Origin of the sequence: Streptomyces sp. NPDC049954 (assembly GCF_040656295.1) — a bacterium.
Taxonomy (GTDB): domain Bacteria; phylum Actinomycetota; class Actinomycetes; order Streptomycetales; family Streptomycetaceae; genus Streptomyces.
This window is the reverse complement of record NZ_JBFALS010000008.1, coordinates 36,927-59,308: the sequence shown is the minus strand read 5'-3', so window position 1 is coordinate 59,308 and position 22,382 is coordinate 36,927. Positions and strand designations below refer to the sequence as shown.

General features: G+C 73.3%; 19 protein-coding genes. 11 read left to right on the top strand and 8 right to left on the bottom strand.

All coding sequences use genetic code 11. The annotated features are described in order from the left end of the window. Nucleotides 1–26: 26 nt before the first annotated feature. Nucleotides 27–1,025, bottom strand: coding sequence for a threo-3-hydroxy-L-aspartate ammonia-lyase (locus AB0J21_RS19665; protein WP_363147290.1), 999 nt, complete (start codon nucleotides 1,023–1,025; stop codon nucleotides 27–29). 124 nt (nucleotides 1,026–1,149) lie between these two features. Here AB0J21_RS19665 and AB0J21_RS19660 point away from each other — a divergent pair, with 124 nt between their 5' ends. Continuing rightward, complete coding sequence (locus AB0J21_RS19660; protein ID WP_363147289.1) at nucleotides 1,150–1,725, top strand: DinB family protein; 576 nt, start codon at nucleotides 1,150–1,152, stop codon at nucleotides 1,723–1,725. Nucleotides 1,726–1,760: 35 nt separating this feature from the next. On the opposite strand, the gene murJ is transcribed toward AB0J21_RS19660, so the two are convergent. After that, nucleotides 1,761–3,317, bottom strand: a complete 1,557-nt coding sequence (gene murJ / locus AB0J21_RS19655) for a murein biosynthesis integral membrane protein MurJ (protein WP_363147628.1) — start codon at nucleotides 3,315–3,317, stop codon at nucleotides 1,761–1,763. 273 nt (nucleotides 3,318–3,590) lie between these two features. After that, a complete protein-coding gene (locus AB0J21_RS19650) occupies nucleotides 3,591–4,127 on the bottom strand; it encodes an isochorismatase family cysteine hydrolase (RefSeq protein WP_363147288.1) in 537 nt (178 codons plus the stop codon). Nucleotides 4,128–4,351: 224 nt separating this feature from the next. Here AB0J21_RS19650 and fdh point away from each other — a divergent pair, with 224 nt between their 5' ends. Genes fdh through nrfD form a run of 3 tightly spaced genes read left to right on the top strand, consistent with a single transcriptional unit; the run spans nucleotide 4,352 to nucleotide 9,644 of the window. Next, nucleotides 4,352–7,603 (top strand): formate dehydrogenase, encoded by a 3,252-nt coding sequence (gene fdh, locus AB0J21_RS19645; RefSeq protein ID WP_363147287.1) that lies wholly within the window; start codon nucleotides 4,352–4,354, stop codon nucleotides 7,601–7,603. Further along, nucleotides 7,600–8,604, top strand: a complete 1,005-nt coding sequence (locus AB0J21_RS19640) for a 4Fe-4S dicluster domain-containing protein (protein WP_363147286.1) — start codon at nucleotides 7,600–7,602, stop codon at nucleotides 8,602–8,604. Before fdh ends, AB0J21_RS19640 begins: the two co-directional genes overlap by 4 nt. Continuing rightward, on the top strand, nucleotides 8,601–9,644 hold the full coding sequence (gene nrfD, locus AB0J21_RS19635; protein ID WP_363147285.1) for an NrfD/PsrC family molybdoenzyme membrane anchor subunit: 1,044 nt from the start codon (nucleotides 8,601–8,603) through the stop codon (nucleotides 9,642–9,644). Before AB0J21_RS19640 ends, nrfD begins: the two co-directional genes overlap by 4 nt. 70 nt (nucleotides 9,645–9,714) lie before the next feature. Here nrfD and AB0J21_RS19630 read toward each other — a convergent pair whose 3' ends face one another. Then, complete coding sequence (locus AB0J21_RS19630) at nucleotides 9,715–10,122, bottom strand: rodlin (protein ID WP_363147284.1); 408 nt, start codon at nucleotides 10,120–10,122, stop codon at nucleotides 9,715–9,717. A 302-nt stretch (nucleotides 10,123–10,424) separates the two neighbouring features. Here AB0J21_RS19630 and AB0J21_RS19625 point away from each other — a divergent pair, with 302 nt between their 5' ends. Continuing rightward, nucleotides 10,425–13,064 carry a lysylphosphatidylglycerol synthase transmembrane domain-containing protein gene (locus tag AB0J21_RS19625; protein ID WP_363147283.1) on the top strand — a complete coding sequence of 880 codons (2,640 nt, stop codon included), beginning with the start codon at nucleotides 10,425–10,427 and terminating at the stop codon, nucleotides 13,062–13,064. Between the two features lie 72 nt (nucleotides 13,065–13,136). Here the strand turns inward: AB0J21_RS19625 and AB0J21_RS19620 are convergent, their stop codons facing one another. Beyond that, nucleotides 13,137–14,081, bottom strand: coding sequence for a ribose-phosphate pyrophosphokinase (locus AB0J21_RS19620; RefSeq protein WP_363147282.1), 945 nt, complete (start codon nucleotides 14,079–14,081; stop codon nucleotides 13,137–13,139). A gap of 218 nt (nucleotides 14,082–14,299) precedes the next feature. Between AB0J21_RS19620 and AB0J21_RS19615 the strand changes: the two genes are divergently transcribed. From AB0J21_RS19615 to AB0J21_RS19600, 4 genes are all read left to right on the top strand, one after another. After that, the gene (locus tag AB0J21_RS19615) at nucleotides 14,300–14,551 is read left to right on the top strand and encodes a hypothetical protein (RefSeq protein ID WP_363147281.1); all 252 of its coding nucleotides are present in this window, start codon (nucleotides 14,300–14,302) and stop codon (nucleotides 14,549–14,551) included. Next, nucleotides 14,551–14,925: a toxin Doc gene (locus AB0J21_RS19610; protein WP_363147280.1), complete on the top strand. Its 375-nt coding sequence runs from the start codon at nucleotides 14,551–14,553 to the stop codon at nucleotides 14,923–14,925. Before AB0J21_RS19615 ends, AB0J21_RS19610 begins: the two co-directional genes overlap by 1 nt. A gap of 370 nt (nucleotides 14,926–15,295) precedes the next feature. Continuing rightward, on the top strand, nucleotides 15,296–16,579 hold the full coding sequence (locus AB0J21_RS19605; RefSeq protein WP_363147279.1) for a YeeE/YedE family protein: 1,284 nt from the start codon (nucleotides 15,296–15,298) through the stop codon (nucleotides 16,577–16,579). 591 nt (nucleotides 16,580–17,170) lie between these two features. Next, nucleotides 17,171–18,001, top strand: coding sequence for an aldo/keto reductase (locus AB0J21_RS19600; protein ID WP_363147277.1), 831 nt, complete (start codon nucleotides 17,171–17,173; stop codon nucleotides 17,999–18,001). Nucleotides 18,002–18,058: 57 nt separating this feature from the next. Here AB0J21_RS19600 and AB0J21_RS19595 read toward each other — a convergent pair whose 3' ends face one another. Continuing rightward, a complete protein-coding gene (locus AB0J21_RS19595; RefSeq protein ID WP_363147276.1) occupies nucleotides 18,059–18,847 on the bottom strand; it encodes a polysaccharide deacetylase family protein in 789 nt (262 codons plus the stop codon). A 327-nt stretch (nucleotides 18,848–19,174) separates the two neighbouring features. Between AB0J21_RS19595 and AB0J21_RS19590 the strand changes: the two genes are divergently transcribed. Then, on the top strand, nucleotides 19,175–19,381 hold the full coding sequence (locus tag AB0J21_RS19590) for a hypothetical protein (protein WP_363147275.1): 207 nt from the start codon (nucleotides 19,175–19,177) through the stop codon (nucleotides 19,379–19,381). A 241-nt stretch (nucleotides 19,382–19,622) separates the two neighbouring features. On the opposite strand, the gene AB0J21_RS19585 is transcribed toward AB0J21_RS19590, so the two are convergent. Both AB0J21_RS19585 and AB0J21_RS19580 read right to left on the bottom strand, forming a co-directional pair. Continuing rightward, nucleotides 19,623–20,177: a ferritin-like domain-containing protein gene (locus AB0J21_RS19585; protein WP_363147274.1), complete on the bottom strand. Its 555-nt coding sequence runs from the start codon at nucleotides 20,175–20,177 to the stop codon at nucleotides 19,623–19,625. Between the two features lie 195 nt (nucleotides 20,178–20,372). After that, nucleotides 20,373–21,647, bottom strand: a complete 1,275-nt coding sequence (locus AB0J21_RS19580) for a cytochrome P450 (RefSeq protein WP_363147273.1) — start codon at nucleotides 21,645–21,647, stop codon at nucleotides 20,373–20,375. A 384-nt stretch (nucleotides 21,648–22,031) separates the two neighbouring features. On the opposite strand from AB0J21_RS19580, the gene AB0J21_RS19575 reads away from it, so the two are divergent. Continuing rightward, on the top strand, nucleotides 22,032–22,241 hold the full coding sequence (locus AB0J21_RS19575) for a hypothetical protein (protein ID WP_363147272.1): 210 nt from the start codon (nucleotides 22,032–22,034) through the stop codon (nucleotides 22,239–22,241). The last annotated feature ends 141 nt before the right edge of the window (nucleotides 22,242–22,382 follow it).

Sequence of the window (22,382 nt, the reverse complement as noted above, 5' to 3'; positions counted from 1 at the left end):
ACGCTACGTGATGTCCGGGCGACCGGTCAGCCGGCCAGCAGCCGGGCGTACCGTTCGAGGTCCGCGTTCCCGCCGCTGACCAGCACCCCGACTCGCTTGCCCCGCCACTGCGCGCAGCGCTCCCGCAGCGCCGCGAGGCCCAGGCAGCCGGTCGGTTCGACGACGAGCTTGAGGTAGGTCGCGAAGTCCCGCATCCCCTCGACGAGGGCGTCGTCGGGCGCGGTGAGGATGTCGGAGACCGTCCGCCGCAGGATGCCGAAGTTGTACGCGCCGATCTCCGTGGTCTGCGCCCCGTCCGCGAGGGTGCGCGGTGTCCCGATCCGGACGATCTCCCCGCGCCGCAGCGACTGGCGCCCGTCGTCCCCGGCCTCCGGCTCGACGCCGAACAGCTCGCAGCCCGGGGCGAGTGCCTCCACGGACAGGGCGGCCCCCGCGAGCAGCCCGCCACCGCCCAGTGGTACGAACAGGGCGTCCAGCGGTCCGGTCTCCTCGAACAGTTCCTTCGTCGCGGTCCCCTGGCCCGCGATGATGTCGGGATGGTCGAAGGGCGGGACGAAGGTCAGGTCCCGCTCGGCGGCCAGGGCAGCGGCGATCTGCGCGGGATCGCCCGCGTAGCGGTCGTACGTGACGATCTCGCCCCCGTATCCCTTGGTGGCCGCGAGCTTCGAGGCGGGGGCGTCCAGGGGCATGACGATGGTGGCCGGTATGCCCAGCAACTGGGCGGAGCGCGCGACGGCCTGTGCGTGGTTGCCGGAGGAGTAGCTGACCACTCCTGCGGCCCGCTGCCGGGGCGTGAACCGCGACAGGGCGTTGAACGCGCCGCGGAACTTGAAGGAACCGGTGCGCTGGACGTTCTCGCACTTGAAGTACGTCTCGGTCCCGAGGGCCTCGTCGAGCAGCCGCGAACGCAGGACGGGGGTGCGGTGCGCGAACCCCTCGATGCGCAGCGCCGCGTCCTGGACGTCGCGGTACACCGGGGAGCCGGGCAGCGGGGCGGGGAGGGGCGCGGGAGGGCGAGTTGTCATGGCCCCGAGCCTAGAACGTGCCTTCGGCCCGCGCGGGCACGATCGCGCACACCGGGACGGCGTGCGGCCGGCAGAGCGGAAAACCGGTGGCGGACACCGTGGCCCTCCCCGCAGGCTGTGCCCCATGACGGACCCCGCCACGACTCCCGGGACCGAGCGCCGCTTCGGCTGGTCCAACATGTTCGTACCCCCCGAGGAGGACCGCCGCGGTGACGGCGGACTGCCCGGAGAGCGCGCCGTGCTGCTCGGCTACCTGCGTGATCAGCGGCTCACCCTGGAGCTGAAGTGCGCCGGCCTGGACGCCGAGGCGCTCGCCCGCCGCTCCGTGCCCCCCTCCGACCTCTCCCTCCTGGGCCTCGTGCGCCACCTCGCGGACGTCGAGCAGAAGTGGTTCCGCGAGGTCATGGCAGGGCAGGACGTGGAGCGGCACTACCGTACGGCCGAGGACCCGGGCGGGGACTTCGAGGGCGCCCGCCCCGACCCCGAGGCGGTCGCCGAGGCCTGGCGCACCTGGCGCGCGGAGGTGGCCTTCGCCGAACGACTGGTCGACGCCGTCCCCGATCTCGCCACCCCGGCCGCCTGGGACGGCGCACCGCTCGAACTGCGCGAGATCCTGGTCCACCTGATCGAGGAGTACGCGCGGCACAACGGCCACGCCGACCTCCTGCGCGAGCGGATCGACGGCCGCGTCGGCCAGTGACCGTCGCGCCGGCGGCGGGGCGGAGCCCCGGGCGGTCACCCGCCGCCGCGCCGCGTGAACCTCTTCAGCTCCTCGATCCGCAGCACCCGGCCGGCCAGCAGGTAGAGCAGCGCCGCCGCGAGCAGCCCGGCCCCCAGACCGACCGAGAGTCCCGCGGTGCCGGGGCTGCCCACGGTGCGCGTGACCCACCAGGCCGCCCCCGAGGCCACCGCGGAGGCGACCACGAGCCGCAGATAGGTGGAGCTGACACCGCCGCCGATCCGCCGGCCCAGCCGCCGCCGCAGCCGACGCGCCGTCACCGCGAGCCCCACCAGGTAGCTGACGCCGTAACAGGCCGCCATCCCCACGACCGCCCAGCGCACCGGCAGCAGCGCGTGGCAGGTGAGGGCCAGCGCGATGTTCACCGCCGCGATCACCGTCGCCATGAGGAACGGCGTCCGCGTGTCCTCGTACGCGTAGAAGCCGCGCAGCAGTACGTACTGCGCCGAGTACGGGATGAGCCCGAGCCCGAAGGACTGGAGCATCTGACCGAGCGGCGCCGTCGTGTTCACCGCCCCGTGCCCGAAGAGCAGCGCGGCGATCTGCGGGCCGAGCGCGAGGAACAGGAAGCCGGCGGGCACGATCAGCGCACCCGTCAGCCGCAGCGCCCGCGCCAGGTCCCCGCGCAACTGGTCGCGGTCTCCCTGCGCGGCGGACCGGCTCAGCCGGGGCAGCAGCGCCGTCACCACGGAGACCGTGATCAGGGACTGCGGAAGCACCCAGATCGTCTGCGCGTAGGAATAGGCCGAGTAACCGGCGCCCGCGTCGGGGGTCGCCGCGTCCACGGCGTTCGCGTAGTGCGTGACGACCGTCATCGCCGCGAGGTTCGCGAGGACGTACAGCAGCGTCCACCGCGCCGCCGCTATCGACGAACCGAGCCCCGTGCCCCTCCAGTCGAAACGCGGCCGGAAGCGGAATCCCGCGGCGCGCGCGAACGGGACGAGGGCGACGGCCTGCAGCGCGAGCGCCGCCGTCGTACCGATCCCCAGCACCCGCACGTGCAGGGAGGTCACGTCCCCGACCTCGGTGGGCACCGTCAGCAGCGTCAGGTACCCGCCGAACATCGCGATCAGCACGAAGTTGTTGAGCACCGGCGTCCACATCATCGCGCCGAACCGCTCGCGCGCGTTGAGTACCTGACCGTAGATCGAGTACAGCCCGTAGAAGAAGATCTGCGGCAGCAGGTACCGCGCGAAGGTCACCGTGAGCTGGTAGGCGGCGTGCTGGTCCGGGGTGTCGGGCATGTAGACGCTGACGATCTGCGGGGCCGCCCACACCGCCAGCACCGTGCCCGCGCCCAGGACACACAGGACGAGCGTCACGATCCGCTGCTCGTAGGCCCGGCCCCCGTCCGCGTCGGTCAGCCGGGCCCGCACGAGTTGCGGTACCAGCACGGAGGTCAGCGCCCCGCCGATCAGCAGCGTGTAGAGGCTCGTCGGCACGGTGTTGGCGGTGTTGTACGTGCTGGCCAGCAAGCCCGTACCGAGCGCGACGCCCTGGAGCACCTGCCGGATCAGCCCGGTGGCCCGCGAGACCATCGTGCCCACCGCCATGAGCATCGAGGAGCGGGCCAGGCTCTGTTCCTTGCGCCGGGCGTGCCGACGCCGGTCCGACTCCTCCGGCTCCGGTTCCCCCACTGGCTTCGCGTGCCGCCCCCGCCCCGCCCCTGGCCCCGGCCCGGCGGTGCGTATCCCCTCACTCATGGACGCACCCTACGGGGAGGTTCGCACGTGTGAGCGAGGGGCCGGGAGTTTGGGCCCAGGGGCCCGCTCAGACAGGCCCGCGGGCGCCCGGCCGGCGTTGCCGGAGCGGCCCGCGCCGCCCCCTCACCACATCACCTCGGCCGCCGAGGTGATCTCCGCGCCCATGTTCGTCTCCATCATGCGCAGCGCCGCGTCGGCCAGTTCCGGGTGGATCTCGGCGACCGCGTCCCGCGGCACCACCACGCGCAGCCGGCGGATGTGCGCGTCGAGCGCCGAGTACAGCACGCACTGCTCGGTGACCTGCCCGGTCAGCACGACGCGGTCCACTCCGAGCTGGGAGAGCAGATACGTCATCGGCGTCTCGTAGAAGACCGAGTGGCGGGCCTTGACGATGAACAGGGAGCTGTCGTCCGGCCGCAGCGGCTCCACGAGGTCGGAGTGCGGGCCCGCCAGCGCCTCGTCGACGAGTTCGCCGTGGTGCGAGCGCCACTGCCCCCAGTTGTCGTTGGCGTAGATCACCGGTACGTCCTCGGCCCGGGCCCGCTCCAGCAGCGACTCCACGGCGGGCAGGGCGCGGGCGGCCGCGGGCAGCAGCAGATCGGCGTCCTTGTGGTCGTAGGTGTTGATCATGTCGATGACGACGAGTGCGGTGCTTCCCATGAGGCCAGGGTGCCCCGCGAGTCGCCGCGGAGCACGCCGTGCGCGGGACGCGCCCGTCCGGCCGGCCGGGGAACGCGCCGGTGTACCGCGCGAGGTCCCGGGTACCCGCCTCGCGTCCGCCGCCGGGTAGCCGTCGCAGGGGCTTCGGGCCAGCCTGGGCGGAGGGACCGAGCAGACCGGCTCCCGGCCGAAGGAGCCCGCCGCACCGCCGGAGGAGTACCGAGATGGGCTTGCGCACCTGGATCACCGACTGGCCCGTGTACCGGCAGCTCACCGGGGACGACCCCCTCGGACGCGGGCACGCCGCCCGCTCCGCGTACACCGAGGCGCTGCGCCCACGCACCGACAGCGCCGACCGGATCGTGCGGTCCGTGTGCCCGTACTGCGCCGTCGGCTGCGGCCAGCAGGTCTACGTCAAGGACGACAAGGTCGTACAGATCGAGGGGGATCCCGACTCGCCGGTCAGCCGGGGCCGCCTGTGCCCCAAGGGCTCCGCGACCCTCCAGCTCACCACCGGCCCCGCACGCCGCCACCAGGTCCTCTACCGCCGCCCCCACGGAACCGACTGGGAGCCGCTGGACCTGGAGACCGCGATGGACATGGTGGCCGAACGGGTCGTGCGCACCCGCGCCGAGGGCTGGGAGTGGGAGAGCGACGGGGTGCGTACCGCCCGCACCATGGGCATCGCGAGCCTGGGCGGGGCGACCCTCGACAACGAGGAGAACTACCTCATCAAGAAGCTGCTGACCGGGCTCGGCGTCGTCCAGGTCGAGAACCAGGCGCGGGTCTGCCACAGCTCGACCGTCGCCGGCCTCGGTACCTCGTTCGGCCGAGGCGGCGCCACGACTTTCATGCAGGACCTCCAGCACGCCGACTGCATCGTCATCCAGGGGTCCAACTACGCCGAGGCCCACCCGGTCGGCTTCCAGTGGGTCATGGAGGCCAAGGCGCGCGGCGCGAAGATCATCCACGTGGACCCCCGGTTCACCCGCACCAGCGCCCTGGCCGACCTGCACGTCCCGATCCGCGCCGGCAGCGACATCGTCTTCCTCGGCGCGCTGATCAACCACGTCCTCACCGAGGAGAAGGACTTCCGCGAGTACGTCCTGCGCTACACCAACGCCGCGACCCTCGTGAGCGAGGACTTCCGGGACACCGAGGACCTCGGCGGCGTCTTCTCCGGCCTCGACCCCGACAGCGGCACCTACGACCCGGTGAGCTGGCAGTACGAGGGCGTCGAGGTCCAGGCCCCGGCCGGCGATCCCGACCAGCTCTACGAGGAACGCCTCCGGGAGGCGGGCGGCTCCGAGACGCACGGCTCCGGCGGCGCCCAGACCACGAGCGTGCCCCCGCGTGACGAGAGCCTGGAGCACCCCCGCTGCGTCTACCAGGTCCTCAAACGCCACTACGCCCGCTACACACCGGAACTCGTCGAGGAGACCTGCGGCGTCCCCAGGGACACCTTCCTGGAGGTGGCCGAGGCACTCACCTCGAACTCGGGCCGCGAACGCACCAGCGCCTTCTGCTACGCCGTCGGCTGGACCCAGCACACCGTCGGCTCCCAGTACATCCGCGCCGCCTGCGTCCTCCAGCTCCTGCTCGGCAACATCGGCCGGCCCGGCGGCGGCATCCAGGCGCTGCGCGGGCACGCCTCCATCCAGGGCTCAAGCGACATCCCCACCCTCTTCAACCTGCTGCCCGGCTACCTGCCCATGCCGCACGCCCACTCCCACGAGTCCCTCGACGCCTTCATCGACGCCAGCCGCACCGACAAGGGCTTCTGGGGCAACATGCGCGCCTACTTCGTGAGCCTCCTCAAGGCGTACTACGGTGACGCGGCCACCCCCGAGAACGACTTCTGCTTCGACCACCTGCCCCGCCTCACCGGCTCGCACAGCACCTACGAGACAGTCATGGCCCAGCTCGACGGCGTGTGCAAGGGCTACTTCCTGATGGGCGAGAACCCGGCCGTCGGCTCCGCCAACACCCGCCTGCAGCGCCTGGGCATGGCCCAGCTCGACTGGCTCGTGGTCCGCGACTTCTCCCTCATCGAGTCCGCCACCTGGTGGCAGGACGGCCCCGAGACCGAGACCGGTGAGATGCGCACCGAGGACATCGGCACCGAGGTGTTCTTCTTCCCCGCCGCCTCGCACACCGAGAAGTCCGGGTCCTTCACCAACACCAACCGCTGGGTCCAGTGGCACCAGGCCGCCGTCGAACCCGAGGGGGAGGCCCGCAGCGACCTGTGGTTCATGTACCACCTGGGCCGCCGCGTCAAGGAACTCCTCAAGGACTCCACCGACCCCCGCGACCGGCCCGTGCAGGACCTCGACTGGGACTACCCGGTGGACGGCCCGCTGCGCGAACCGGTCGCCGCCGCCGTCCTCGCCGAGATCAACGGGCACGGCCCCGGAGGCGCGCCGCTGTCCGCGTACACCGAGCTCAAGGACGACGGCTCGACGAAGTGCGGCTGCTGGATCTACTGCGGGGTCTACGCCGACGGCGTCAACCAGGCCAACCGCCGCAAGCCGCACACCGAACAGAGCTGGACCGCCCGCGAGTGGGCCTGGGCATGGCCCGCCAACCGGCGCATCCTCTACAACCGTGCCTCCGCCGACCCCGAGGGCCGCCCCTGGAGCGCCCGCAAGGCGTACGTGTGGTGGGACGCCGACGAGAACCGCTGGACCGGCCACGACGTGCCCGACTTCATCCCCGACCTCGACCCCGCCCACGTCCCGCCCGAGGGCGCCACCGGACCCGAGGCGCTGCGCGGCGACGACCCGTTCATCATGCAGGCCGACGGCAAGGGCTGGCTGTACGTCCCCGCCGGGCTGGAGGACGGGCCGCTGCCGGTCCACTACGAACCCCAGGACTCCCCGTTCCCCAGCCTGCTGCACCCGGACGTCCCCCGCTCCCCGGTCCGCAAACTGCTGCCGCGCGAGGGCAACCGCTACCACCCCAGCGGGAACGAGCCGGGCGCCGAGGTGTTCCCGTACATCGTCACCACCCACCGCCTCACCGAGCACTTCACCGCGGGCGGCATGAGCCGCTGGTCGCCCTACCTGAGCGAACTGCAACCCGAGTTCTTCTGCGAACTCTCCCCCCAGCTCGCCGCCGAACGCGGACTCGAACACGGCGGCTGGGCCACCGTCATCACCGCGCGCAACGCCGTCGAGGCCCGCGTCCTGGTCACCGAGCGCCTCAAACCGCTGACCGTGCACGGCAGGACCGTCCACCAGATCGGGATGCCCTTCCACTGGGGCCCCAACGGCGTCGTCACCGGTGACGCGGCCAACGAACTGATGGCCATCTCGATGGATCCCAACGCGCACATCCAGGAGGACAAGGCGCTCACCGCCGACATCCGGCCCGGCCGCAGGCCCCGCGGCCCCGCCCTGCCCCAGCTCGTCGCCGACTACCGCCGCCGCGCGGGCATCACCGAACACACCGGAACCGGAGTGGAGAAGACGACATGACGGCCGACCCCGCGCCCGGCACCAGGCCCGCACACCCCGCACCTGCGGGCCCCTCCCCCGACCGGCTCCTGTCCGGCCCCGAGCCCGACCCCGCCGCCGACGCCGGGTACGAGGACGCCCCGCCCCGCGTCGGGTTCTTCACCGACACCTCCGTGTGCATCGGCTGCAAAGCCTGCGAGGTGGCCTGCAAGGAGTGGAACGCCCTCCCCGAGGACGGACTGTCCCTCACCGGCATGTCCTACGACAACACCCAGGGCCTGGGCGCCTCCACCTGGCGGCACGTCGCCTTCATCGAACAGCAGAAACCGGTGCCCGCGGCCGGGCCGCCGGACCCGGAAGGCCGCGCTCTGCTGCCGCTCGCCGCCGAACCGGCCCCCGCACAGGGCACCCCGGGCACCCAGGGCCCCGGCGACATGCGCTGGCTCATGTCCTCCGACGTGTGCAAGCACTGCACGCACGCCGCGTGCCTCGACGTGTGCCCCACCGGATCGCTCTTCCGTACCGAGTTCGGCACCGTCGTCGTCCAGCAGGACATCTGCAACGGCTGCGGCTACTGCGTACCGGCCTGTCCCTACGGCGTCATCGAACAGCGCCCCGAGGACGGCCGCGCCTTCAAGTGCACGATGTGCTACGACCGGCTCGGCGCCGGCCAGGAGCCCGCGTGCGCCAAGGCCTGCCCCACCGAGTCCATCCAGTTCGGCCCGCTCGACGAACTGCGCGAACGCGCCGCCCTGCGCGTCGACCAGCTCCACGAGGCGGGGGTGCCCGAGGCCCGCCTCTACGGGCACGAACCCGACGACGGGGTCGGCGGCGACGGCGCCTTCTTCCTGCTCCTCGACGAACCCGAGGTCTACGGGCTGCCCCCGGCGCCCGTCGTCACCACCAGGGACCTGCCCGCGATGTGGAAGCACGCCGGGGCCGCCGCCCTCTCGCTGCTGTCCGTGGCGGGCGCCGCCCACGCCCTGACCGCACTCGCCCGCCTCCGGAAGGGTTCCCGATGAGCACCGCCCCCGACACCCGAGGCCCGCGCCGCAAGGGCGGCAGGAAGCGCCGTGGGGAGGAACTCATGGTGCCGCGCGCCGAGTTCCAGTCCTACTACGGCCGGCCCGTCATCAAGGCCCCCTCCTGGGCGCCCCGCGACATCGCCGGCTACTTCTTCCTCGGCGGGCTGGCCGGAGCCGGCTCCGTGCTCGCGGCCGGCGCCCAGCTGACCGGGCGCACCACCACCGCCACAGCCCTGAAGACCTCCTCGGCCTGCGCCATCGGCCTGTCCGTCGTCGCGCTCGTCAACGACCTCGGCCGGCCCGAGCGGTTCACGAACATGCTGCGCGTGTTCAAACCGACCTCCCCGATGAGCGTCGGCTCCTGGCTGCTCGGCGTCTACGGTCCCGCCGCGGGGGTCGCCGCGGCCACCGCCGTCACCGGACGCCTCGCCCGGATCGGCGCCGCCGCGACCTTCGGCGCCGCGCTCACCGGACCGGTCGTGGCCACCTACACCGCCGTCCTCGCCGCCGACACCGCCGTCCCCGCGTGGCACGGCGCGCACCGCGAACTGCCGTACGTCTTCGCCGCCTCGGCGACCGCCGCCGCCTCCGGCATGGCGCTCGTCCTCGGGCCGACCCGGGAGGCCGGCCCGGCGCGGGTCGCCGCCGTCCTCGCCGCGGCCGGGGAGCTCGGCGCGAGCGCCGCCGCAGAACACCGCCTCGGCTCCGTCGCCGTCACCTGGCGCGAGGGCCGCGCAGGCACCCTGCTGCGGGCCGCCCGGGCGCTCACCGTGGGCGGAGCGCTCGCGGGCGCGGTCTCCGCCCGTCTCGGCAGGGCCGCGCGGCCCGTCGCGGCGCTCGGCGGACTCGCCCTCCTGACCGGCTCCGCCTGCACCCGGTTCGGGATCTTCGCGGCCGGCGTCGCCTCCGCCGAGGACCCGCGCCACACTGTCGTCCCGCAGCGGGAACGCCTGGAGCGCGAGCGCGCCGCCGAACAGGCCGGGCGGACGGAACATGAGCCGGCCCACGAGCGGGGGGCCGGGGCCGGGAACGCCTGAGGCCCGGCCGCCGCGCGCGGACCGGGCCCCGGAAAGCCCGCGCCGTGCGGGCCCGGCCTCAGAGGGCCACTCAGTTGTTCGCGACGCCGTTGCCCGACAGGACCGGGATGTCGCCCAGGAGGTGCGACAGCGGCTCGTCCTCCTTGGCCTGCGTGCTGTTGTCCGCGCACTGCTCGTTCTGCGGCGAGGAGAGCACCTGCACGTCCTGCACGGTGACCGGGACCAGCAGGCCGACCAGCGAGCCCGCGTTCACCTTCGCGGGCACCCCGAGGCACAGCTTGTTGAGGCTGTCGGAGACGAGGCTGCCCTGCGGGCTCTGCCGGCCGGCCGTCGAGGCGTTGCCCGTCGCGTCCTGCGCGCCGTTGCCGCTGAGCGTGGTCGCCCCGCCGTCGTCGGCCAGAGCCATCGCGGGGGCGGCCGACATCGCGGCGCCGGCGACGGAGGCGGTGACCGCGACGGCGGCGAGGTACTTCTTCATGAGAACTCCTGGCTTGTGGTGGGGCGGGGCCGGACCGCGCCGCCGCCCGCAACGGGCCCGGACGGGGACACCGCCCGGCTCGACGAGACCCCGTGACCGGGGCACCGTGCCCAACCGGGGAATGGCTCCGGGGTTTCGTTCCGTCCCCCGTAAGGACCACACGCGGGGCCCGATGTGACCCGCACGAGGGAAGCTTCCGGCCCGGCCGTTACCTGCCGCACCCGACCCCCCTGATCAGCGTCCCGCCGCTCCGTGCCACCATCCTGACGGCCACCGGCGGACACACAGGGACACGGAGACTGATGACAGGCGAGGCGGACAGCGGCGGCGTGCGGACCGGGGGACCGAGCGTGCCCGGCCCCCGGACGCCACCCCCCGCGCACCCCCGCGTGCCCCCGCGCCGCACCCCCGTCGCACCGCCGCCGGTGCCCGCACCGGGCGTCCAGCCCCTCCTGCCGGCGCGCAGGGTCCGCCGGCCCGGCGACCTCGTACGGTGCGCCGCCGGGCTCGTGGCACTCGTCCTCGTCCTCCTCATGGCCGGCTACGCGCGCAACACCACCGCCGGACTCGGCAGCGACCTGCCGGTCGGCAGTCATCAGGGCCCGGGAGCGCTCGCCTCCGCGATCGGCTTCCTCTCCGGAGCCGGGGTCCTGCTGGTCCCGCTCGCCTTCGCCATGGACCGTCTCGTACGCCGCGACGGGGCCCGGGTCGCCGACGGAGTGCTCGCCGCCGTCCTCGCCTACGCGGTGTCCCTCGGCCTCAACACCTGGGTCACCGACGGCGCCTCCGCCGCGGTCAGGGCCGCCCTCACCAACGTGCCCGACGGCGGCACCCCCACCGACGCCGTCCACGTCTACCTCGCCCCCGTCATCGCCTGTATGACCGCCGCCGGGCTCACCGGCCGCCCCCGCTCGCGGCTCGCTCTTTGGGCCGGTGTCGTCCTGTGCGGCACGACCGCCCTGCTGGGCGGCTACGCGACCGTCCTCTCCCTCACGCTCACGGTCCTGCTCGGCTTCGTCGCCGGCCACGGCACGCTGTGGACGATCGGTGCCCCCGCCGACCGCACCACCGCCCGGCACGTCGCCGCCGGACTCGCCACCGTCGGCATCACCGCGACCTCCGTACGGCCCGAGACCGACCCCGTGCGGGGCGGCCGCCGCCACCTCGTGCACCGCGCCGACGGACCTCCCCTCGACGTCCACGTCCTCGACCGCGAACAACAGGCCTCCGGCTTCTTCTACCGCCTGTGGCGGCGGCTGCGGCTGCGCTCCTTCGCCGTGCGGCGCACCCCGCAGTCCGTGCACCAGGCCCTCGAACAGGAAGCGCTCCTCGCCTACGCGGCCACCGCCTCCGGGGCCCGCACCCCCGAACTCCTCGCGGCGACCGAACTCGGCCCCGACACCGCACTCCTCGTCTACACCCACGTCCCCGGCCGCACCCTCGACGAACTGGGCGAGGACGAGATCGACGACGCGCTGCTGCGCAGCTGGTGGGAGTGCGTGCACACGCTGCACCAACGCCGCGTCAGCCACGGCAGGCTCACCGGCCGCTGCCTGCTCGCAGCCACCCCCACCCCCGCGCCCGGAGCGCCCCGGGAAACCGCCGACAAGCCGGTCGAGGGCCACCTCCTCGACCTCACCGAAGGCAGCATCGCCGCGGGCGATCTGGCCCTGCGCCTCGACATCGCCCATCTCCTGACCGTCCTCGGGCTGCGCGTCGGCGCCGACCGGGCCACCGCCTCCGCGACCGCGGTCCTCGGCGTGTCCCGGGTCAGCGCCGCACTGCCCCTGCTCCAGCCCATCGGGCTGCTGCGCTCCGTGCGCCGGGACCTGCGCCGCCACGACCGCGAACACCGCAACGCGCTGCGCACCTCCGTCGCCGACCGGCTCGCCTCCGGCGAACTGACCCAGGCCGAGGCCGACCAGGAACTCGGCGCGGCCGAAGCGGACCTGCTCGCCGAGATCCGCACCCGGGTCCTCGCCGAGGCACCCCGCGCCGAGGCCGAACCGGTCCGGCTGGAGCGTCTGCGGCCGCGCACCCTGTTCAGCGTCGTCGCCGGCGCCTTCGCCGTCTACCTGCTGTGCACGCAGCTCACCGTGCGGCCCTCCGACATCGTGGCCCGCGCCGACCCCGGGTGGGCGCTCGCCGCGCTCGCCGCCGCCGCGCTCAGCCACGTCGCCGCCGCGATGAGCCTGGCCGGGTTCGTGCCCGAGAAGCTGCGCTTCGGCCGCTGTGTCGCCGCGCAGCTCGCCGGTTCCTTCGTCAAGCTCGTCGCACCGGCCGCGGTGGGCGGGGTCGCCCTCAACACGCGCTTCCTGCAACGCTCGGGTCTGCGCCCGGTGCAGGCCGCCGCGAGCGTCGGAGCCTCCCAGCTCGTCGGCCTCGGCTGCCACATCCTGCTGCTCGCCGGATTCGGCTACGTCGCCGGAAACGAGCAGACGCAGGACCTCACCCCGTCCCGCAGCGTCATCGCGGGCCTGCTGACGGGCGCCGTGCTCGTGCTCGCCGTCGTCTCCGTCGGCCCCGTGCGCCGTCGGCTGCTGGCCCTGCTGCGCCCCCTGCTGACCGGCGTCGTGCCCCGCATGCTCGACCTCGTGCAGCGACCGGGCAAACTCGCCACCGGCTTCGGCGGCACGATCCTGCTGACCCTGTGCAACGTCGCCTGCCTGACCCTGTCGGTACGGGCCTTCGGCGGGCAGATCAGCTTCGCGGTCGCCGCCGTCGTCTTCCTGGCCGGCAACGCGGTCGGCTCGGCGGCCCCCATCCCGGGCGGCATCGGCACCATCGAGGTGGCCCTCGCCGCGGGGCTGCGCGCCGCCGCGGGCATCGACTACACGACGGCCTACCTCGCGGTCCTGCTGTTCCGGCTGCTCACCTTCTGGCTGCCGGTGCTGCCCGGCTGGCTCGCCTTCACCGTGCTCCAGCGCAAGAAGGCGCTGTGACGCCGGGCCCGCAGCGCGCACCGGGCACGCACGCGGTCCGGCGGCCGAGGGGTAGGCACCGGCGGCCCCGGCTCACTTCTGGTCGAACAGCGCGCTGACCGACTCCCCGTTGTGGATACGCCGTACCGCCTCCGCGAGGGCCGGGGCGACGGACAGCACCGTCAGCTTCTCCGTACGCTCGGACTCGGGTACCGGGACCGTGTTCGTGCACACGACCTCCACCACGTCCGGCTGCTCGGACAGCCGCTTCAGCGCGCCCGCGGCGAACAGCCCGTGGGTGCACGCCACCCGCACCGAGCGGGCGCCCAGCTCCCGCAGCCGCTCCAGCAGCTCCAGGACCGTACTGCCCTTGGCGATCTCGTCGTCCAGCACGATCACGTCCCGGCCGGCCACCTCGCCGATCACCGAGCTGATCGTCACCCGGTCGTCGGCGAACCGCTGCTTCGCGCCGGCGGCGACCCGCGTGCCCAGCAGCCGCGCGAAGGCCGCCGCCTCCTTCGCGTTCCCGAGGTCGGGGGAGACGACCGTGGTGTTCGACAGGTCCAGCCGCCGGAAGTGCGCGGCCAGTTCACGCAGGGCGTGCAGGTGGTCCACCGGCACCGAGAAGAAGCCGTGCACCTGCGGGGAGTGCAGCGTCATGGCCAGCACCCGGCTCGCTCCCGACGTCACGAGCAGGTCCGCGACGAGCCGGCCGCCCAGCGAGATGCGCGGGGCGTCCTTCTTGTCGGAGCGCGCGTAGGCGTAGTGCGGCATGACGACCGTGATCCGACCCGCCGAGGCACCACGCGCCGCGTCGCACATCAGCAGCAGCTCCACGAGGTGCTCCTGGACCGGCGTCACCAGCGGCTGGATCAGGAACACGTCCCGCTCGCGGCAGTTCGCCTCCAACTGCACCTCCAGGCAGTCGTTGGCGAAGCGGTTGATCCGGGCCGGGGAGAGCGGCACCTCCAGGTGCGCGCACACCTCCGCGGCCAGTTCGGGATGGGCGCTGCCACTGAACACGGCGATGTCTCGCACGAACCGCTCCTCCGTGGATCTACTGGGTGTGCCGTGCAGGATCGTAGCCGTCCGCCCCACTCGGCGGTCCCGGCGAGGTACCGCCGAGGCCGTTTCCGGCCGGCATGGGGCAGGTGAGCCGGCGTCATAGGACAGGCGCGGTCAACGCCGCCGCATGGACCGGAACTTCGCGCACCGACCCCCTACCCCCGGCGGTACCGGATAGGTACCCTCCAGGCATGCCGTCACTGAACGTGTCCTTCACGGACGAGGAGCTCGAAGGGGTGCGGGTCGCCGCGGCGGCCGAGGGCAAGAGCCTGAAGCAGTATCTGCACGACCTCGGGGTCCGGGAGCACCAGCGCAAGCAGTTCGTGGCCGGTGCGCTCGACTGGGGGGACCGCCTGCGCCAGGAGTTCGACGAGGCGTTCCCCGCCGAGATACCGCCCCGGCGCAGGGCGGGCGGTCCCGGCGGAGGGGCAGCAGCGGCCTGATGGCTCTCTTCGTGGACGTGGCCTGGCTCCTCGACGTCCAGGAGCGGGCGGTGCCGGAGGACGTCTCCGTGGCCGACTACTCGGCCCTGGTCGCGGCGGTGTCCCGGCACCGCACCAAAATGCCCACCCTCGCCGCCTCCGACCCCGACGCCGCCTGGCGGGCGGCCGCCCTCCTGCACACGATCGTGCGGCTCGAACCCCTCCCGCACCGCAACTCCCTCTACGCCGCCCAGGTCGCCGCGCAGTACATGGGGCAGTGCGGGGAGGGCATCGACCCGCCCTACGGGGCCCTGTCCGAACTGATCAAGTCCATCAGCGAGGACGAGGCCGACCTGTACGCCGTCGCGGACCGCCTGCGTGCGTGGCGCATCTGACAGGAGGCGGCGAGTGCGGCGGCCGACGACTGATCCGACCAGGTCACGGGACTGCGGCTGTCTCATCCGCCGTCCCGGAATATGAGACGTGTGTTCGGAATCCGGTACGTGTCTGATTATCGTGAGCCCATGCACGGACAAGCGCGATCCCTCACCATGGCGCTCTTCGCCGCCACGGCCTGGAGCGTCGACGACGCTCTCTGTCGCCGCTGAGCCCCACGCGGCCCTCTTCTGCGTGCGCCGAACCCGTGCGGTCCGCCGCCGGCCGCCCTGAACCTTCGCGCATCGCCCCCGTGGGCCCCACCCGCCCCGTGCCCGCCGCGTCATGACCTCGCGACCTCCTCGTCCTCGCTGACCCGAAAGGCCCGCAGTGACCACCGCTCCTCCCGAGCAGGCCCCCAGCCGCAGGAGCCCGCTCACCCCCGTTCCGACGAGCGTCCCGGCCCCCGCGGCCGAACCGCTGCCCCCGGTGCGCACCGCCCCCCTCCTCGTCGCCGCCCTCGTCGGCGCCGCGCTCACCGTCTACACGTGGGTCGAGCACGGCACCAAGCCGGGTGTCCTGCTGCTGCTCGGCATGGGGCTCGGCGTCGCCCTCTTCCACTCCCGTTTCGGGTTCACCTCCGCGTGGCGACAGCTGATAGCCGTCGGCAACGGGACCGGGCTGCGCGCCCACACCCTGCTGCTCGGCACCACCGCGACCCTCTTCGCCCTCATCATCGGCACCGGCACCGGCCTGTTCGGGGCCGAGCCCGCGCCCAGCGCGGGACCCATCGGTCTGGGCCTGCTCATCGGCGCCTTCCTGTTCGCCGTCGGCATGCAACTGGGCGGGGCGTGCGCCTCCGGCACCCTCTTCGCGGTCGGCTCGGGCCAGACCACGGTGCTCCTGACGCTCGGTGGCTTCATCGTCGGCTCGACCCTCGCCGCCTGGCAGTGGGGGCTGTGGAAGGACCTGCCGGCCGCCGACCCGGTCTTGTTCTCCGACCACCTCGGCGGCTGGTTCGGCTCCTGGCTGCTGACCCTCGTGCTGCTGGCCGCGGTGTACGTCCTCGCGCGCCGCGTCCAGGCCCGGCGCAACCCGCCGCCGATCGGAGTGCCGCCGTCCGCGCGCGGCACGCTCGCCCGGGCGGTCCGGGGATCCTGGCCGCTCGTGGCGGGGGCGCTCGTCCTCGCCGTCCTCGGAGCGGCGGTGCTGCTCGTGTCCGGTGGCGCCTGGGGCATCACCAGCGCCTTCGCCCTGTGGGGAGCCAAGTTCGCCGGGGCCCTCGGGGCCTCGCCCGAGACCTGGGACTACTGGAAGCAGGCCGGAAACGCCGCGCAGTTGCACGGACCCGTACTGGCCGACAAGAACAGCCTCACCGACATCGGCATCATGATCGGGGCGGCCGTGGCCGCTGCGGCCGGCGGGGTGTGGCAGCTGCACCGCGGACTGCCCGCGCGCACCGCCCTCGCCGCCGTCCTCGGCGGAATCCTCATGGGCGTCGGCGCCCGGATGGCGGGCGGCTGCAACATCGGCGCCTACCTCGCGGGCATCGCTTCCGGCAGCCTGCACGGCTGGATCTGGGGCGCCGTCGCCCTGATCGGGACCTGGGCCGGTCTCAAGCTCCGCCCGCATTTCGGTCTCGGCAACCCCAAGCCGGGCGACAGCGTCTGCTGACGCGCCCGACACCCCTCCGTACGGGTACGGAGCGCCCCGTACGCCCACGGGTACAGAGCGCGGTAGGGGGCGGGGGGGGGGGGGGGCCGGGGGGGCGGCCCCGCCCCCCGGGCCCCTGCCGCATTGAAGCGCCGCGGCGAGCCCCCCCCCCCCCCGCCGCGGGTCGCGCGGCGGGGTCGCGGCCCGCGCCGCCCCCACCCCCGCGGCGCCGCCCGCCCCCTACCGCGTTCCCGGATGCTCCCCGCCTTCCTTGACCCTCACCCGTACGTCAGGGGTGAGGGTCCCGGCTCCGGTACCGGCCCACGACGCCAGTCGCCGGACCAGTCCGCCGACCGCCAAGGAGCCCCCTGTGAGCAGTGTTCCCACGCCCGCCCTCCCCGTGCTGATCGGCCGGCTGCCCCGGGCCCGCGCCCGCGCGACGGGAGATCGACCGGCTCACCCGGGTGCGTGAACGCCTGGCCCGGCAGATGAACCCGGAGGCGGCCTCCCGCATGGAGCCGTGATCACGTGGTAGGGGAGGGGGGACGCCGTCCGTGGCGCCCACGCTCGACGTGCCCCCCCCATGTCCCCAGCCCCGGAGAAGTGATCCTCATGGCCCCGGCCCCGCTCCGCGAACTGAACGACGGTCACGCGCTCCCCGCGCTCGGCCTCGGCACCTACCCCCTCGACGACGCCCGGGCGGAGGTGGCGGTCGCCCAGGCCGCGGACCTCGGCTACCGGCTCGTCGACACGGCCGTCAACTACCGCAACGAGACCGGCACCGGTCGCGGCCTGGAGCGCTCCGGGGTGCCACGCGAGGACCTGTTCGTCACCACGAAACTGCCCGGCCGCGACCAGGGTTACGAGGAGACCCTGGCCTCCTTCGAGGACTCCCGCAAGCGGCTCGGCGTCGAGTACGTGGACCTCTACCTCATCCACTGGCCGCTGCCCCGGGTCGACCGCTACGTCGACTCCTGGAAGGCCATGCTCACCCTGCGGGAGCGGGGACTCGTCCGTTCCGTGGGCGTCTCGAACTTCACCCCCGAGCACATCGAGCGACTGGAACGGGAGACCGGCGTCCTGCCGGCCGTGAACCAGATCGAGCTGCACCCGCTGTTCCCGCAGGACGAACTGCGCGCCTTCCACAGCGCGAAGGGCATCGTGACCGAGAGCTGGAGCCCTCTCGGCCGTGGCAGCGACCTCCTCGACGACCCGGCCGTGGCGGACGTCGCCGAACGGCACGGGGTGACGCCCGGTCAGGCCGTACTGCGCTGGCACGTCCAGCTCGGCGCCGTGCCCGTCCCGAAGTCCGCCGACCGGGACCGTCAGCGTGCCAACCTCGACGTCTTCGGATTCGAGCTGTCCGACGAGGACATGCGCCTCGTCGGCGACCGCCCCCACCGCAGGCTCGGCGGCGACCCGCTCAGCCACGAGGAGTTCTGAGGCGCGGCCGGCCCCCGGGCCGCCGGGGCGTCGTCCCGGGCAGGCGGCGTCTCGGCCCTACGGCCGGTACACCTTTCCCGGCCCCGGCGCGCCGGGAGCCATCAACTGGGGAACGGTGACGAAGGTGTATCCCTGTTTCCTCAGCGCGTCGATGATCCCGGGAACGGCCGGTACGGTGCCTCTGTACAGGTCGTGCAGCAGGATGATCCCGTCGCGCGAGGCCTGGTCGAGGATGCGCTTCTCTATCAGCTTCGAGTCGTTGGTGGAGTAGTCCTTCGCGGTCGCGCTCCACAGCACCTGGGCTATGCCGAACTCCTTGCATATCTTCGAGACCTCGTCACTCGTACGGCCCTGCGGCGGGCGCATCAGCGTCGGCTCCTTACCGGTGAGGTCCTTCACCGCGTTCTGGGTCCGCGACATCTCCTGGCGCACCTGCGCGTCGGAGAGGTCGGTGAGCCTGCGGTGCGACCAGGTGTGCTGGGCCACCTCGTGTCCCTCGTCGGATATCCGCTTCACGAGCTTCGGATACCGCTCTATGTGGTTCTTGCCCAGCAGGAAGAAGGTCGCGTGCACTTTCTTCTCCTTGAGGATCTTCAGCAGCCCGGGTGTGTGCTCGCTCGGCCCCGCGTCGAAGGTCAGCGCTATGCACTTCGCCTTGCGGCAGTCCACCGGCTGATCCGCCATCACGACCTTCGTGCTCGCGTGCGCGCGCTCGCTCTTCGGCGCGACGGTGTGCAGGCTCGTGCATCCGCTCAGCACGGCGCCGAGCGCGGCGGCGAGGGCGATCGCGGCGGCGCCACGGCGGCGTGGCGAGGTGCGGCGGTTGCCACGGACGGATTCGGGCATGGTGAAGCTCCCTCTCGCAGGCGGGGGCGGGTGACGCGTCGTCACGGGCGCCCCCCTGCGGCCCGCGTGCGCGCAGCACGGCACGCGGTAGGGCCGAGACCGGTCCGTCCGCACTCGTAAACTGCTGGTCAGAGCGGTTCGACCACTCCGGGCGCGACTATACACATGCGGTATACACGGTACGTATAGTGGCGCTGTTCCTCACCGCCCGCCCGAGGCGTCGGGGCGGGACATCGGGGAAGATGCGGGGGAGAGCCGCAGGGTTCCATCGCGCGGCGCGGTACACACTGAGAGAAGGACTCGAATACGTAACGGAAGGACCACACGATGAGGTCTGTGTTGTGGGTGTTACTCGTCGGCTGCACGGGCGCCAACATCGCCTTGTCGATGCTGCTGGACAGGGGCCCCGTTCAGGTGGCCCTGAGTGTCACCACCGGTGTGGGAGTGTTCGTCTCCCTCGTCGTCCTGGTCACCATGCGCTCCAGCAGAGACCCCCGTGAGCGCCGCACCCGGGGGCTGCCGCACCACGAGTGAGCCGGGCTCGGCGGTCGAGGCGAGCGGTACGCCGTGTCCTCGGCCGGTGCACCAGGGTGACCCGGACGGGCCAGTGGTCGGCACCGGCCGCGCGAGCCGTCCGCGTACCCGCGGACAGCCGCTCCGGTGCCTCAGGGGGACCGCCCCGGGCACGACCCTCCCGCAGACCCGGGGAAGCGTTCGGGGCCGGCCTTCTTCCCGGGCCGGCCCCGAACGCTTCCTCAGGACGCGCGACGACGACTCAGGCCGCGGGCCCGGGCTTGTCCCTGGGAATGCGCTCCAGAAGGCCGCGCATGTCGTCCGCGTGCTCCTCCTCCTGCGCGAGCAGGTCCTCGAAGACCCGCCGCGTCGTCGGGTCCTTGTCTCCGAGCCACTGGATGATCTCGGTGTACGAGTCGATGGCGACGCGCTCGGCCACCAGGTCCTCCTCCACCATCCGCACGAGGTCGAGGCTCTCGTCGTACTGGGCGTGCGCACGGCCCGTCAGCGTGTCCGGGTTGAAATCCGGTTCGCCGCCCAACTGCACGATGCGCTGGGCGAGTTTGTCCGCGTGCTCCTGCTCCTCGCCGGCGTGCTCCAGGAACTCGGCCGCCACCGGCTCCGAGTTCATCCCGGTGGCCGTGTAGTAGTGCCGTTTGTAGCGCAGCACGCACACGATCTCCGTGGCCAGTGCCTCGTTGAGCACCTGGAGCACGCGGGGGAGGTCCGCCCCGTACGCCTCGGTGATGGGGCCCTTGTCGATCTGCTGACGGGCCCGCTCGCGGATCGTCTGAATGTCGGTGAGGAACTCGGCCACGCCGGGGACACCCCTTCTTGCTTTGTCGGAACCGCTCGTGATGTCGCGCTACGGGTACCCCCGCACCGGGGCCCCGTACGCCTCCGTGTTCCGTGCGGATCCGTTCGTTGCGCCATTCGGCCCCCGCAGGGGCGGCGGCTGAACGGCTGTCCTGCCCCGCGGCGTCCCGTCCCTCACGTCCCCGAGCGGGCCGCGCTACCGTGCGCGGGGGGCCGTGCCGAGCCGCACGGGCAGTTCGAGTACCCCGTTGCCGACGAAGCTCGGATGCCGCGGAAGCTCGGCGTCCGCACCCACCGGCCGCAGTCCCGGGAACCGTTCGAAGAGAGCGCCGAGCGCCACCTCGGCCTCCATCCGGGCCAGCGGGGCGCCCGGGCAGAAGTGCGCGCCGTGTCCCAGTGACAGGTGCCGCGCGAGGGGCTCCCGGGCCACGCGGAACCGGTCGGCGTCCGGTCCGTGCGCCGCCGGATCGCGCCCCGCCGCCGAGTAGCCCGCGAGAACGGGGGTGCCCCGGCGCAGCACCGTGCCGCCGATCTCGATGTCACGGACCGGGTAGCGGAAGGGGAAGAGACTGACCGGACCGTCCCAGCGCAGGGTCTCCTCCACCACGTCCGCCCAGCTCGCCCGGGAACGCCGCACGAGGTCGAGCTGGTCCGGGTGCGCGCCGAGGGCCCGCACGGCGTTCACGATGAGGTTGAGCGTGGTCTCGTGCCCGGCGACGATCATGAGGAGCAGTGTTCCGACGAGTTCCTGCGCGTCCAGCCGGTCGCCGTCCTCCTCGCGGGCGGCCAGCAGCGCGCTCGTCAGGTCCTCGCCCGGTGCGGTCCGCCGTTCCTCGACCACGGCCGTGAGCAGGGCGACCATCTCGCGGTTCGCGGCCAGGGCCTCCTGCGGGTCGATGTCCGTGCTGACCAGCTGGATCGACAGATGGTGCAGGCGGTCCAGGTGAGCGGATCCGACCCCCAGCAGTTCGCCTATCACCGACAGCGGCAGCGGCAGCGCGAAGTGCCGGTGCAGGTCGACGATCCCGTCGCCCTCGACAGCGCGCCGCTCCAGGCCGTCGAGCAGCCGCGTGGTCAACGCGACGACGCGGGGCCGCAGTTCCGCCACCCGCCGCGGAGTGAGCGCCCGGCTCACCAGGGAACGCAGCCGCCGGTGGTCCGGCCCGTCGGCCGTCGTCATCCCCCGGACGCGCACGAACGTGGCGAGCGGCCAGCCCTCCGGTACGCCGCCCTCGTGCAGGGCCGCGAAGTGCCGTACGTCCTTGCCGACCTCCGGATGGGTGAGGAACTCCTTCAGCGCCTCGTGCCCGATCACCGCCGCCCCGGGCACCTCCCCGGGCAGGACGACGGGGACGACCTGACGCCCTTCGGCCAGGAGCCGCGCGTGAGCGGCGTGCGGGCAGCCTCCCGTCGGGTCGGGGCGGTACGGGACGGAGGGCACGGTGGCGGCAGAGGTGTCGGCGTCAGTCATGCGAGAGCTCCAGACAGGACCGAGGGGGGAGGGCCGAGGCGCGGGCGAGGGCCACGGACGGGAGTCGGCGGCAAGGGCGGCGCCCACCTTAGGGCGCCCGCGGCCTCCTCGGAAGAGGGCCGCCGGGCTTGAACGGGCCCGGCGCAGGTCCCGCTCCTGAGCGGCGCCGCCCGGCGCGTCGGGGGGCGCGCCGGGACGGGCCCGGCCCACGCGTTGACCCGTGCGGGTGAGGGCCCGTCGAGGGCACCGCACGCGTGTCGTGCCTGATGGCGCGCCCCGAGCCGCCCCGCTCCCCGAAGCGGGCCCCGCTCCGGCGTGCGGAGCCGTCGGAGCGGGGGTTGGCTGGGGGAGCCGGGCATGCCGTCCGGGTCGAGAGGAGGAGCCGTGCGCATATTGAAGGCGACACAGGAGACCGGTGACTCGTCCCTTGTGTGGCACGCGATGGCGGAGGGCGACCGGGCGCTGTGCGGCGTCCGCGTGCCCGAGGCCGCGCCCGAACCCCTCGCCGGGGGCGAGCGCTACTGCCCCGTGTGCATGAACCGCGTGGACACGCACGTCGGCACCGGCGCGGCGGCGGGCGAACAACTCGCCTGAACCGGCGGCTTGAGCGGGCGGGTACGAGAACGAGGGACACCGGAACGGCACAGGATGCCGGAGACGGTCGGCGCGCGGAGCGTGCGGGCGGACGAACGGGGCGTGGGGTGGCGGGGACCGATGATCATCGGTCCCCGCCAC